General features: G+C 72.5%; 13 protein-coding genes. 2 read left to right on the plus strand and 11 right to left on the minus strand.

Annotated features, from left to right (window positions below):
- Positions 1–38 precede the first annotated feature (38 nt).
- From rplT to infC, 3 genes are all read right to left on the minus strand, one after another.
- Complete coding sequence (rplT, locus tag ACZ69I_RS35515; protein ID WP_389720851.1) at positions 39–422, minus strand: 50S ribosomal protein L20; 384 nt, start codon at positions 420–422, stop codon at positions 39–41.
- Between the two features lie 97 nt (positions 423–519).
- A complete protein-coding gene (rpmI, locus tag ACZ69I_RS35520; RefSeq protein ID WP_007829094.1) occupies positions 520–714 on the minus strand; it encodes a 50S ribosomal protein L35 in 195 nt (64 codons plus the stop codon).
- 106 nt (positions 715–820) lie between these two features.
- Positions 821–1,483, minus strand: coding sequence for a translation initiation factor IF-3 (gene infC, locus ACZ69I_RS35525; protein ID WP_268775508.1), 663 nt, complete (start codon positions 1,481–1,483; stop codon positions 821–823).
- Positions 1,484–1,875: 392 nt separating this feature from the next.
- Here infC and ACZ69I_RS35530 point away from each other — a divergent pair, with 392 nt between their 5' ends.
- Positions 1,876–2,253, plus strand: a complete 378-nt coding sequence (locus ACZ69I_RS35530; RefSeq protein WP_470836621.1) for a DUF1844 domain-containing protein — start codon at positions 1,876–1,878, stop codon at positions 2,251–2,253.
- Between the two features lie 4 nt (positions 2,254–2,257).
- Here ACZ69I_RS35530 and ACZ69I_RS35535 read toward each other — a convergent pair whose 3' ends face one another.
- Genes ACZ69I_RS35535 through ACZ69I_RS35545 form a run of 3 tightly spaced genes read right to left on the minus strand, consistent with a single transcriptional unit; the run spans position 2,258 to position 5,566 of the window.
- Complete coding sequence (locus ACZ69I_RS35535) at positions 2,258–2,992, minus strand: SseB family protein (protein ID WP_467682187.1); 735 nt, start codon at positions 2,990–2,992, stop codon at positions 2,258–2,260.
- Between the two features lie 19 nt (positions 2,993–3,011).
- Entirely contained in the window at positions 3,012–4,202 is a 1,191-nt protein-coding gene (mycP, locus tag ACZ69I_RS35540) for a type VII secretion-associated serine protease mycosin (protein ID WP_470836622.1), read from the minus strand.
- The gene (locus ACZ69I_RS35545) at positions 4,199–5,566 is read right to left on the minus strand and encodes a hypothetical protein (protein ID WP_470836624.1); all 1,368 of its coding nucleotides are present in this window, start codon (positions 5,564–5,566) and stop codon (positions 4,199–4,201) included. The genes mycP and ACZ69I_RS35545 overlap by 4 nt, the downstream gene beginning before the upstream one ends.
- Positions 5,567–5,761: 195 nt before the next feature.
- On the opposite strand from ACZ69I_RS35545, the gene ACZ69I_RS35550 reads away from it, so the two are divergent.
- Positions 5,762–7,012: an amino acid deaminase/aldolase gene (locus ACZ69I_RS35550; protein WP_470836625.1), complete on the plus strand. Its 1,251-nt coding sequence runs from the start codon at positions 5,762–5,764 to the stop codon at positions 7,010–7,012.
- A 33-nt stretch (positions 7,013–7,045) separates the two neighbouring features.
- Here the strand turns inward: ACZ69I_RS35550 and ACZ69I_RS35555 are convergent, their stop codons facing one another.
- The 5 genes from ACZ69I_RS35555 to ACZ69I_RS35575 form a co-directional block, all read right to left on the minus strand.
- Complete coding sequence (locus ACZ69I_RS35555) at positions 7,046–7,999, minus strand: DUF2510 domain-containing protein (RefSeq protein WP_470836627.1); 954 nt, start codon at positions 7,997–7,999, stop codon at positions 7,046–7,048.
- Between the two features lie 28 nt (positions 8,000–8,027).
- A complete protein-coding gene (locus ACZ69I_RS35560) occupies positions 8,028–9,326 on the minus strand; it encodes an HAD family hydrolase (RefSeq protein ID WP_470836628.1) in 1,299 nt (432 codons plus the stop codon).
- Between the two features lie 22 nt (positions 9,327–9,348).
- Entirely contained in the window at positions 9,349–10,659 is a 1,311-nt protein-coding gene (locus ACZ69I_RS35565; protein ID WP_470836630.1) for a haloacid dehalogenase-like hydrolase, read from the minus strand.
- 92 nt (positions 10,660–10,751) lie between these two features.
- Positions 10,752–11,540: a 3-oxoacyl-ACP reductase gene (locus ACZ69I_RS35570; RefSeq protein WP_470836631.1), complete on the minus strand. Its 789-nt coding sequence runs from the start codon at positions 11,538–11,540 to the stop codon at positions 10,752–10,754.
- 3 nt (positions 11,541–11,543) lie between these two features.
- Positions 11,544–12,896 (minus strand): aldehyde dehydrogenase family protein, encoded by a 1,353-nt coding sequence (locus ACZ69I_RS35575; RefSeq protein WP_470836632.1) that lies wholly within the window; start codon positions 12,894–12,896, stop codon positions 11,544–11,546.
- Positions 12,897–12,899: the final 3 nt, after the last annotated feature.

Consider the following 12,899-nt stretch of genomic DNA (forward strand, 5'->3'; position numbering starts at 1 on the left):
GCCTGCGGGTCCGTAACAACGCTCAGCTCAGCGAAGCGTCAGGCAGCCTTGGGCGCGTTGACGTCCGACGGCAGCGCCTTCTGCGCGACCTCGACGAGCGCGGCGAACGCGTTCTCGTCGTTGACGGCGAGCTCCGCCAGGATCTTGCGGTCCACCTCGATGTTGGCGGCCTTCAGACCCTGGATGAGGCGGTTGTACGTCATGCCGTTCTGGCGGGCAGCGGCGTTGATGCGCTGGATCCACAGCTGACGGAAGTCGCCCTTGCGCTTCTTGCGGTCGTTGTAGTTGTAGACCAGGGAGTGGGTGACCTGCTCCTTGGCCTTGCGGTACAGGCGCGAGCGCTGGCCGCGGTAGCCGCTGGCCGCTTCGAGAATCGCCCGACGCTTCTTGTGGGCGTTTACTGCCCGCTTGACGCGTGCCACTTGTTAACTCCTTGTAGCGGGGCCGTGGTTGGACTCACACGGCCCGGTTTCGATTGGGTCCCGGTCAGAGGTCAGGTGCCGTGTCCGGCACCCGAGCTCACTTGCCGAGAAGCTTCTTGATCTTCTTGGCGTCGCCCGGGGCCATCTCGGCGTTGCCGGTGAGGCGACGCGTCAGACGGGACGACTTGTGCTCGAGCAGGTGGCGCTTGCCGGCGCGCTCGCGGAGCACCTTGCCGGAGCCGGTGACCTTGAAGCGCTTGCTGGCACCGCTGTGCGACTTGTTCTTCGGCATAGCGCCGTTCTCTCCTCGTCAGTGGCACTCCGATGCCCGGTCGTGGAACCGGGCATCCGGGAGCCATATGTGTCGATTGGCATCCCCTGGACTCGCGTCCGGGGGATCAGGCCTCGGCAGGAGCCTCGGCCGGGGCCTCGGCGGGAGCTTCGTCGAGCTCCTCTCCCTCGGCGGAGTTCTGCGAGCGGCCCGGGTTGGCCTTCGCGTCCGCCTTGCGAGCCGCCTGGGCCTCACGGGCCTCGGCCATCGCCTCGGTCTTCTTCTTGTGCGGACCGAGAACCATGATCATGTTCCGGCCGTCCTGCTTCGGGTTCGACTCGATGAACCCGAGGTCCTCGACGTCCGAAGCGAGACGCTGCAGCAGCCGGAAGCCCAGCTCGGGGCGGGACTGCTCACGACCACGGAACATGATCGTGATCTTGACCTTGTCGCCCTGCTTGAGGAACCGGACGACATGACCCTTCTTGGTGTCATAGTCGTGCGGGTCGATCTTCGGCCGGAGCTTCATCTCCTTGATGACCGTGTGCGCCTGGTTCTTGCGCGCCTCACGGGCCTTCATGGCCGACTCGTACTTGAACTTCCCGTAGTCCATGAGCTTGCAGACCGGCGGACGCGCGGTCGCGGCCACCTCGACCAGGTCGAGGTCGTACTCCTGTGCAAGCTCCAGGGCCTTGGCAAGCGGAACAATCCCGACCTGCTCGCCGCTGGGACCGACAAGTCGCACCTCGGGAACGCGAATCCGGTCGTTGATGCGGGGCTCGGCGCTGATGGATCCTCCTCGGTAGCACCACGCGACCGTCTGGCGGACAGCCGCGTTACGTCTGTTGACTGGACCAACCGAGCGAGGCAACAAAAAATGCCCCGACCGATCACAGAAGGGGCTCCACGTACTACCGGAGCACCTCCGCGGTGATCGCGGGGCGCACATCGGGCGACCAGAAGCCTCGGGGGCTTCGGCCGCCTGACCGGTGACCCGCCGCTCCGGGGAGCGGCCAGGTGGGAGATCGGAGCCTCCACTTGTGGGCCGGATCCTTGCGTTGACACACAGGTATCCGGCCGGTCGTTACACAAGGTTAGCAGCTCTGCGGGGGTGGGGCGAACCAGCGCGCGCACCGGCTCCCGCGGCTCGGGCCCGCAGGCGCTCGGCTTATCGTGTGGGACATGAGCGACGCGACCCCCGCCCCCGAGTCCCCCGCCGGTGACTCCCCCGACTTCGACACCCTGACCCGTGACATCGCGGACGTCCCCGCGGTCGAGGTGATCACCACGGTGGCGGTCCACCTGATGAGCGCCGCCGCCGTGAACCTCGGCCTCGCCGACGGCGGCGAGGGCCACAAGGACCTCGACGAGGCCCGCAAGCTGATCCACTCCCTCGCCGGCCTCATGGACGCCGGCGCCACGGAGATCAGCTCGTTCCACGCGGCGCCGCTGCGTGACGGCCTGAAGTCGCTGCAGCTGGCGTTCCGCGAGGCCTCGCTGGTGGCCGACGAGCCGGGTCAGGGGCCCGGCGAGAAGTACACGGGCCCGGTCTTCGGCTGAGCCCTCACACCGTACGTACGTAGAGGGGCCCGCCCGGCGGCGTCGCCTCGGCCGGCAGGAGTGCCAGGTCGAGGCCGCGCACCAGGCGGGCCCTCAGCGTTTCGTCGGCGGCGATCCGCCGGGCCACGCGCTGGGCGGTCTCCGCGGGGTCCGCGGCCGGGTCGAGGACCAGGGCGAGGGTGCCGTCCGCTTGGCCGGGGCCCAGGTGGGCGCGGAGCACGGCGGGCTCGGCGGCGACGGCCGCGCGCACCGCGTCGGTGACGGCCGGGTCGGCCAGCGGGTCCGCGCTGGCGCGGCCCTCGGCGAGGGCGAGCAGGGCGGAGCGGCCGAGCTCGTAGGGGACGGGGCCCGCGAGGTCGAGGACGATGGTGTCGGCCTGTTCGTGGGCGGCGGCCTGCAGCGCCTGGTGCAGCGGTACGGCCACGGGGCGGGCCGCCGGGTCCCACAGGGCCAGGGCCTCGATGGAGGTGAAGGCGGGCAGCGCCTTGCGGTCGCCGGCCTTGAGCGTGGGGACCGCCATGTCGCTCGTCTTCTCGCGGCGAAGACCGTTCTCGTCCTCCTCCACCTCGCCGAGCACGGCGACGACGGGGACGAGGAGCCGGGCGCCGGCCAGGGCTTCGAGGACGGGCCCGTGGGCCGTGCGGTCCGCGGACCAGGCGGTGAGCGCCTCGGTCAGCCGGGGGTCGGCCGTCCCGTCGTCGTCGGAGAAGCCGGGGTCGGGAATGTTCTTGTTCGCCATGTTCGCCACGGTGTCGACCCTACAGAGCGGGTCCTGCGTCCCGACCGGGCGCCCGGGGGTCTCCCGACCTGGTCCGCCAGAGGTGGACCGCCGCCGCGAGCAGCGCGATGCCGAGGCCGCCCGCGACCGGGCCCACCCAGCCCGCCGGGCCGTCGTCGCCCCGGTCCGCGTCCGGGCCCATGCCGAAGTACTTCGCGCCGTGGGCCGCCGTGCGGGGCTGCTCGGGCTTGAGCCTGCCGCCGCGGGCGAGTGCGGCCGCGGGGTCGATCAGGCCGAAGCCCCGGGAGTCGTCCCGGCCGCCGGAGGGGACGTCGCGGGCGGTGCGCTCCAGGAGCTGCTTGATCTGGGCGGGCGTGAGCGCCGGGTGGGCGGCGCGGATGAGGGCGACGGCGCCCGAGACGAAGGCGGAGGCGGCGCTGGTGCCCCAGCCCTCGTAGTACTTGTGGTCCGGGTCGGCGATGACGATGTCGTCGCCGGGCGCCGCGACGGTGGCGTACCAGCGCCGGGTGGAGAAGGAGGCGCGGGCGCCGTTCTCGTCGACGGCCGTCGCGGCGATCACTCCGGGGTAGGCGGCGGGGTAGGAGACGTGGTCGCCGCGCTCGCCGCCGTTGCCCGCGGAGGCGACGACGGCGACGCCCTTCTTCAGGGCGTACTGCACGGCGGCGTCCTCGGCCGGTTCGGGGTGGGCGGACTTGGAGTCGTCGCCGAGGGAGAGGTTGATGACGTCCGCGCCGTGGTCGGCGGCCCAGCGGATGCCGTCGGCGAGGGCGTTGCCGCGGGTGTTGCGGGCCTTCTTGCGGGCGGGGTCGCCGTCTTCGAGGATCACGCGGACCGGCAGGATCTTCGCCTCGGGCGCGATGCCGAGCACGCCGTCGGCGCGGCCCTCGCCGTGTCCGTGCCCCGCGATGATCCCCGCCATGGCGGTGCCGTGCCGGGCCCAGGGGCGGTCGCCGCGGCCCGCGCCGAAGCCGACCATGTCCGTGCCGTCGAGGACGCTGCCCGCGAGGTCGGGGTGCTCGGCGTCGATGCCGGTGTCCAGGACGGCGACGGTGATGCCCTCGCCCTTGGTGGTCTGCCAGGCCTGGCTGGTGTGCATGGCGTCGAGGGCCCACTGCTGGGCGCGGATGCCGTCGTCGGCGTACGCGGTGGTGGCCGGGGCCAGCGCGAGGGCGGCGGCCACGGCGGCGACGAGTGCCCTGCGGATGTTCATGACGCCTTCTCCGCGGCCGCGATGGTCTTGCGCAGGCCCCGCTCGACGCGGTCGGCTATGCCCTTCGCCTCGTGGCCGAGGCCGGACTGGGCGGGCGCCGACGTGGTGTTGGTGCCCATGGCCTCGGTGGCGGGCTCGGGGTCCGTGACGACGCGGCCGTCGGCGAACCCGGAGACGGCGTACGCGACGACGGGCGCGTCCGGGAGCACGGACATGGTCCAGGAGGCCCGTTGGGTGTCGCCGAAGCCGTCGGCCGCGGTGCCCCTGGCCGCGTACGGCCGGGGCATGAGGTCGGGGCGCCGGTCGAGCCCCTCCTCCGTGAAACGGTTCCGCAGCGTCTGCATGCCGTCGGCGTCCGCCTTGGTGAACAGCAGGCCCACGGTGGTGACATGGCTGCGGGTGGCGTCGGTGTACGTGGCGCGCAGCAGCCGCAGACAGCCGACCGGGGCGAGCGCCTTCCTCAGCAGCGGGTCGAAGGCGTCCTTGCAGTTGCTGTCGGGGGCGACGGCGATCCGGGTCCAGGCACGGTCGGCGCCGCCGGGACCCGCGCCCTCGCCCTTCAGCGCGGGCGGGAAGAGCCGGTCGACGGGGACGCTGTGCCAGAGCCCGCCGGTGACGGTGTACGCGCTGCGCGTCGCGCCGCCCGCGGCGGACTCCCCCGTCAGCCAACTCCCGGTCACCGCGCCGCCGATGAGCCCGAGCCCGAGGACGGCACAGGCCGCGGCGGCGGCCGCGCGCGGGCGCGCCCAGGCGCCGACGGGGCGCAGCCGGGAGGTGCTGTCGTCGTACATCGCGGGCCGCGCGAAGGACACGAAGGGCCGCCCGGTGCCGGGTCCCGGCGTCGGATCGACGGCACCGGTGGCGCGGCGGGCGGCGGTTGTCCGGGGCGCGGCCGCCGCGGGCGGAGTCCGCCCCTCGGGCGACGCGGAGCCGTCGGCCACCGCAGGCGGGGTGTCGGGCAGGCGGGCGGAGGCCGGGGGCGGCGGGGCGGCGGCGCGGGCCTGTTCGAAGGGGGCCAGCAGGTCCTGGATGCGGGCCGCCTGGTCGGGGTCCTCGTCGTCGCGGGCGGCGGGCCGCGGGCTGTCCAGCACCCAGTCCCGGTCGACCGGTGGCCGGACGTCGGGGAAGCGAGCGGACGGCGCGGGCGGCGGCTCGGCCGCCTCGTCGGACGGGTCCGCCGAGGGCTGGTCTGCGGAGGTCTGATCTGCGGAGGGCTCGTTCGTGGAGGGCTGGTCCTCCGAGTGCCGGGCCGCGGCAGGACGTTCCGCGCGGGGCCGGACCGTGGGGGCCGGCGGGGACGTGGGGCGAGGAGGAGGCGTGGTGGGGCGTGGGGGGATGGGGCTGCGAGGCGCCTCCGTGCTCATGCTCCCCCGTTTCCTCGCGCTCCGGCCGGCCGGAGCGCGAGGCCTGCGAGGTTCTGTGCACGCCGCTCGGTCGGGCTCCGTGCGCGTCACTCTACGGGCTGGCGTCGGACCTACGGGAACCCAGTCCGCACCCCCGGGCGATCTGCCCGGATCATCCCCCTACCCTCCGGTAATCGTGTCTGGCAGGCTTCGGCCATGACAGCCCACCCGACTCCCGGCCACCGCCCTTCACCGAGGCGTCACGCGTCGCGGAACGCAGCAGACCGGGCCCGTTACGACCGGGCCACCGCGCACCTCGACGCCCCCGTCGCGATCGTCGATCTGGACGCCTTCGACGCGAACGCGGACGATCTCGTGCAGCGGGCCGCCGGCAAGCCGATCCGGGTCGCGAGCAAGTCCGTGCGCTGTCGTGCCCTGCTCGAACGGGTCCTGGCCCGCGACGGCTTCGCGGGGATCATGTCGTTCACGCTCGCCGAGTCGCTGTGGCTCGCCCGGTCCGGCTTCGACGACGTGCTGCTCGCCTACCCCTCGGCGGACCGCGCCTCCTTCGCGCGGCTGGCCGCCGATCCGAAGCTCGCGGCCGCGGTGACCGTGATGGTCGACGACCCGGCGCAGCTGCGGCTGATCGACGAGGCCAGGGACGGCGGGACCGAAGAGGTGCGGGTCTGCCTGGAGTTGGACACGTCATACAGGGTGCTTGCCGGGCGCGTCCGCGTGGGCGCGCTCCGCTCTCCGCTGCACTCCCCCGTGCAGGTCGCCGCGCTGGCCCGCGCCGTCGTCCGGCGGCCCGGCTTCCGGCTCGTGGGCGTGATGGCGTACGAGGGTCACGTCGCGGGCGTGGGCGACGCGGTCGAGGGGCACCCGGCGCGCTCGCGGGCGATCCGGATGATGCAGGCCGCCGCCCGCAGGGAGCTGGCGGCACGCCGGGGGCGGACGATCGCGGCGGTGCGGGCGGTCGCGCCCGACCTGGAGTTCGTGAACGGCGGGGGGACCGGCAGCGTGCAGCACACCGCGGCCGAGCGCGCGGTCACCGAGATCGCCGCGGGGTCGGGACTCTTCGTGCCGCGGCTGTTCGACAACTACACGTCGTTCAGCGGGCGTCCGGCGGCGCTCTTCGCGCAGCCCGTGGTGCGGCGGCCCGGGGCGGGGACGGTGACGGTGCTCGGCGGCGGGTATCCGGCCTCGGGCGTCGCGGGCGCCGACCGCTCGCCGGAGCCGTACCTTCCCGAGGGGCTGCGCTACGACCCGCAGGAAGGTGCGGGCGAGGTGCAGACGCCGCTGCACGGCCCTCCGGCCGACGATCTGCTGATCGGCGACAAGGTGTGGTTCCGGCACGCCAAGGCGGGTGAGCTGTGCGAGCGGTTCGAGACGCTGCACCTGGTCGAGGGTGACCGGGTGACGGGGAGCGTCCCGACGTACCGGGGCGAGGGCAAGACCTTCCTCTGACCCTTCGGACCGCCGCCCCCGCCGCCCCGTCGCTCAGGGGGTCGCGCCGACGTCGTCGCCGACGCCGCCGCCCGTCCCGCTGTCGTCGACCGAGCGGATGCCGTCGGTGATCTCGTCCATGACGGCGACCTTCGGGTCGCCGTCCCCCGCGCCGACGGCGAAGCGGACGATGACCATCGACTCCGATCCGACGCTCGACTTGAACGCGAGCGACTGAACGTACCCGCCGGAGCCCTTGGCGGTGTGCACGCGCCAGCGCACGTAGTAGCCGGTGCGGCCCGCGACCGCCACCTGCCCTTCGGCGAGCTTCTCGTGGCCGGTGATGCCCCCGTAGGGCTCGTTGTCCAGCTTGTCGTGGTCGTAGGCCTCGTCCGCCGCGTCCTTGATGTCGCCCCGGGCGAGCGCCTTGGGGTCCGTCTCGTCCGTGCCGGTCACCGTGCTGGACGTGACGGTGCCCGCGCGGCAGAGCCCGGAGTCGCCCGGGCAGTCGACGATGTCCGGGGTCTGGACGGTCGCGCCGCCGCCCAGGGAGTCGTCGTTCTTCTCCCACCCCTCGGGGACGGGGAGCGTGATGCCGTTGAGGTCGTCGACGAGGGTGTCCGGGTCGGGGTCGGAGGACGGGGACGCCGACTCCGATTCCGTCGCGGTGGGCGCCGCGCTGCTGTCGGCCGGCGCGCTCGGCGCCGCCACACCGCTCGTCGGGTCGCCGTCGTCCTTGGTCAGGACGACGGCGCCGGTGACGATCGCGCCGACGAGGACGATCCCGGCGGCGGCCAGGGCGACGGCCTTGCCCCGGCCGCCGCCGGGGGCGACCGGGGCCATCACGGCGGTGCTGTCACCGGCCGGGCCGAAGCCCTGCCGGACCTGCGGCACTTGGGTGTGCTCGGGGGTCCGCCGGTGCTCGGTCCAGGCGGTCCCGTCCCACCAGCGTTCGACCGCCGGCGCCGACGGGTCCGGGTACCAGCCGGGAGGGGTCGTCATGCTCATCCCGGCACTCTAGGACGTGCCGCGAAGATCAGTACACCGAGTCCCGCTGGTCGGCGACGACGGAGCCGTCCGCGCGCCGGACGGGGCCCTTGTCGCCGTTGTGCTCGTTGTACGCGCTCGTCGAGCAGGGGTAGAGGTCGGGCTTCTGCTTGAGCGGCTCGATGAACATGGGGTTCACGATCCAACGGCCGTCCGCGTCGTCGTACGCACGGCACATGACCTCGTTCTTGTTGCGGTTGAGCACGAGGTGCGCGCCGGTCGCGTCGCCGACGAAGGTCACGTCGGTGTCGGCGTCACCGCCGCCGAGCGCGATGCGGTGGGCCCGGTCCTGCTTGTCCCAGGCCTTCTTGCCCTTGATGCGGAAGATCTCCTGGTTGATCCAGCAGCGCTTGCCGTCGATGTACGGGATGGCCTCGCCCTTGTTCACGGGGACACCTCCGCACCCCTGGTTCCAGGTGGTGATGCGGCCCTTGCGGTCCAGGACGGAGCGGATGGCGACCGTGTGCCCGCGGTCGATGCCGACGCTCTTCGACCAGACCTCGGTGACCGGCTCCGAGCCCGCCGAGACGATGTAGACGTCGAAGCCGGCCTTCTTGAGGGTGCGGATCAGGTCGCGCTGCTGGTCGTAGTAGCGGACGTAGCCGGGGATCTCGTGGGTGCCGACGGTCTGCGTGGCGCCGATCGGGGCGGCGAGCGCCTCCTTGCGGGCCTTCGCCGCGTACGACTCCAGCTCGGGGACGGTGTGCCCGGCGAAGATCTGCGGCACCCAGGCGTACTGCGGGACGGTGTGGCGGTGGTCCCACTTCCCGGCGAAGGCGGCCGCGCCGCTCATCGTCCTCCCGTCCTCGCGGACCTCGAAGATCTCGTCCACACAGGCCTTGTTCGTGGAGGTCCGCAGCGGCTTGCCGACCGGGACCTTCGTGCCGCAGGCCTCGGTGAGCGCGCGGTGGGCCTCATCGGTCATCCACTTGCTGGTGGACTTCCAACTCTTGGGGCGCAGGATCTTGTCGTGGCGCAGGGACCAGGCGATGGTCGCGTCGGTGACGTCGTTCTTCGTGACGGTGTTGTCCCAGTCGAAGGCGGCGACCGGGCGCTTCTGGCCGTGTCCGAGGTGCGGGTGGGAACAGCTGCCGCGCTCGTCGATCATCCGCTGCAGGTGGGCGCGGTTGTCGCCGTACCAGGTCAGCTTCTTGGACAGCTGGGGGCAGTGGCCAGTGGCCGTACGGGGGTTCGCGGGCGTGGCGGCGGCCGCGGGGAGAGCTGCCGGCACGGCCGCCAGGGTGGCGGCCGCTGCCAGGGTCAGCGCCAAAATGTTTCTGTTACGCATGCGAGTGGACCGTACATCAGTCCTATCGCGCTGACGACGGTGCCGACTCCCCGTACACCGTGTCCCTCTGATCGGGGATCACGGAGCCGTCCGTACGGCGCACCGGGGCCGGGGTGCCGTCGCGCCGCGTGTAGCCCGTGGTGGCGCAGGGGTAGGGGTCGGCCTTCTTGCCCTTGGGTCCGATGAACATGGGGTTCACCAGCCAGCGGCCGTCGCCGTCCTCGTAGGCGCGGCACATCAGTTCGTTCTTGTTGCGGTTCAGGACGAGCCGCAGGCCGGTGGCGTCGCGCAGGAAGGAGACGTCCGTGTCGGAGTCGCCGGCCGCGAACACCTGGCGCTTCGCGGCCGGTTGGACCTTCTCGGCCGCGGCGCCGCGCACGCCGAGGATCTCCTTGTTGATCCAGCAGCGCTTGCCGTCGATGTACGTGATCATCGAGTCGTCGCCGTCCCGGACGGTGCCGCAGCCCTTGAGGTGGGCGGTCTGCCTGCCGTGTGCGGTGACGTTGCGGATGCCGAGGGTGTGCCGGGCGTCGATACCCGCGGCCTCGGCCCACACCTCGGCGACCGGCTCGGGCGACGCGGAGACGATGTGGACGTCGAAGCCGGCCTTCTTGAGGGTGCGGATCAGGTCGCGCTGCTGGTCGTAGTAGCGGACCCAGCCGGTGACCTCGTGGGTGCCGACCCGCTGCTCCGTGCCGACGGGGGCGGCGAGGTTCTCCTTGCGGGCGGCGGCCGCGAACCGCTTGACCTGGTGGGTGGTCCAGCCGCGGGTGAGCTGGGCGAGCCAGGCGTACTGCGGTTCCATGCGGCGGTGGTCGAAGCCGTCGAAGGCCGCCTTGCCCGCGGTGGTGGTGCCCTCGGCGTAGACGGAGAGGATCTCGTCGGCGCAGGCGGTGTTCCGGTGCGTGGGCAGGGTGGTGCCGGTGGCGGGGCAGGACGTCGCCAGGGCCTTGGCCGCCGGGTCCGTCAGATAGCGGCTCGTGGTGTGCCAGTCACCGCGCTCGGGCACTCGTATCCTGCCGTTGCGCAGCAGCCAGAACATGGTGGCGTCGCCGATGTCGTTCTTGATGACGGTGTTGTCCCAGTCGAAGGTCGCGACGGGCTTGGTGCCCCGCCCCTCGCCGCAGCGGCCGTACTGGTCCACCATCCGCTGGAGCCTGGCCCTGTTGGCGCCGTACCAGCCTTCGGAGACCGTCGGCGTGGGGCACGTGGCGGCCTTCGGCCGGGCCTGCGCGTGCTGTGTGGCTTGGGCGGTGGCCTGGACGCCGAGGAGACCGGTTCCCGCGACGGCGAGCACGGCGGCTGCGGCGGTGCAGCGGCGCTTGAAGTTCATGTACACACTCCCGTGTCTACGCAGGTCAGCCGGGCGTCGTGCGACGCCCGGCTGACGGGGTGGTGGCCGGAGGATGAACTACGGAGGCGTGGCTACAGGGGCGTGACGTACGCCCCTGTGAGTCCGCCGTCGACGAGGAAGTCCGTGGCGTTCACGAACGAGGAGTCGTCGCTGGCGAGGAAGGCCACCGCGGACGCCATCTCCTCGGCCTCGGCGAAGCGGCCCGCCGGGATGTGCACGAGGCGGCGCGCGGCGCGCTCGGGGTCCTTGGCGAACAGCTCCTGGAGGAGCGGGGTGTTGACCGGGCCGGGGCAGAGCGCGTTGACGCGGATGCCCTCGCGGGCGAACTGCACGCCGAGTTCGCGGGACATGGCGAGGACGCCGCCCTTGGACGCGGTGTAGGAGATCTGCGACGTGGCCGCGCCCATCTTCGCCACGAACGAGGCGGTGTTGATGATCGAGCCCTTGCCCTGGCGCCGCATGTAGGGGATGGCCGCCTTGCAGCACAGGTACACGGAGGTGAGGTTGACCTCCTGCACGCGCTTCCAGGCCTCGAGGCCGGTGTCGAGGATCGAGTCGTCGTCGGGCGGCGAGATGCCCGCGTTGTTGAACGCGATGTCGACGGAGCCGTAGGTGTCGTACGCGGTCCTGAAGAGCGCCTCGACCTGCTCGGCGTCGGTGACGTCGACCTTGACGAAGGTCCCGCCGACCTCGTCGGCCGCGGCCTTGCCCGCCCTCTCGTCGATGTCTGCGCAGACGACGTGGGCGCCCTCGGCGGCGAGCCGGCGCGCCGTGGCGAGGCCGATGCCGCTGCCGGCGCCGGTGATGACGGCGGTGCGGCCGACGAGGCGGCGGCAGATGTTCTCGGACGTGTCCGGCATGGGTCAGGCCTCCGTGCTGATGAAGACGTTCTTGGTTTCCGTGAATGCGGCGAGCGCGTCCGGGCCGAGCTCGCGGCCGAGTCCGGACTGCTTGTAGCCCCCGAAGGGGGTCCAATAGCGCACGCTGGAGTGCGAGTTGACGGACAGGTTGCCCGCGGCCACCGCCCCGGAGACGCGCAGGGCGCGCCCCACGTCCCGGGTCCAGATGGACCCGGAGAGGCCGTACTCGGTCGCGTTGGCGAGGCGGATCGCCTCGGCCTCGTCGTCGAAGGGCAGGACGACGGCGACCGGCCCGAAGACCTCCTCGCTCGCCACCGGCGATGTCGGGGCGGCGTCGGTGAGGAGTGTCGGAGGGAACCAGAAGCCGGGGCCCTCGGGGGCGGTGCCGTGGATTCCGGCGCCTGCCGGTACGTACGAGCGCACCCGCTCCAGCTGGGAACGGGAGATCAGTGGGCCCATCTGGGTCTTCTCGTCGGACGGGTCACCGACGACGACCGACTCGATCGCGGGCCGGACGATCTCGAGGAAGCGGTCGTAGACGGAGCGCTGCACCAGGATGCGGGTGCGGGCGCAGCAGTCCTGGCCGGAGTTGTCGAGGTACGACATGGGGGTGGCGAGGGCGGCGGCCTCCACGTCGGCGTCCGCGAAGACGATGTTCGGGCTCTTGCCGCCGAGTTCGAGGGTCACGCGCTTCACGCGGTCGGCGCACTTGGCCATGATCTGTTTGCCGACGCGGGTGGAGCCGGTGAACACGATCTTGGCGACGCCGGGGTGTTCGACGAGCGCGTCGCCCGCGACGTCGCCCCTGCCCGGCAGGACCTGGAAGAGTCCCTCGGGAAGGCCTGCCTCCAGGGCGAGTTCGGCGAGGCGGAGCGCGGTGAGCGGGGTCGTCTCGGCGGGCTTGAGGAGCACCGCGTTGCCGGCCGCGAGGGCGGGGGCGGTGCCCCAGGCGGCGATCGGCATCGGGAAGTTCCAGGGGGCGATGACGCCGACGACACCGAGGGGTTCGAGGATCGTGACGTTCAGGCCGCCCGGCACCGGGATCTGCCGGCCGCTCAGCCGCTCCACTCCCCCGGCCGCGAAGTCGAGGAGGTCGCGGACGTTGCCCGCCTCCCAGCGCGCGTTGCCGATGACGTGTCCGGCTTCCCGGACCTCCAACTGAGCCAGTTCTTCGAGGTGTTCGTCGACGGCCGCCGCGAAGCGGCGCAGCAGGCGGGCACGGTCGGCGGGGGCAGCCGCGGCCCACGTGGTCTGTGCGGCGGCCGCGCGCGTGACGGCGGCGTCGACGTCCTGCGCGGTGGCGGCGGGGACGGTCGCGATGACCTCTTCGGTCGCCGGGTTCAATACCTCTAGCAAAGG

It is taken from the genome of Streptomyces sp. NPDC036815 (assembly GCF_055609205.1).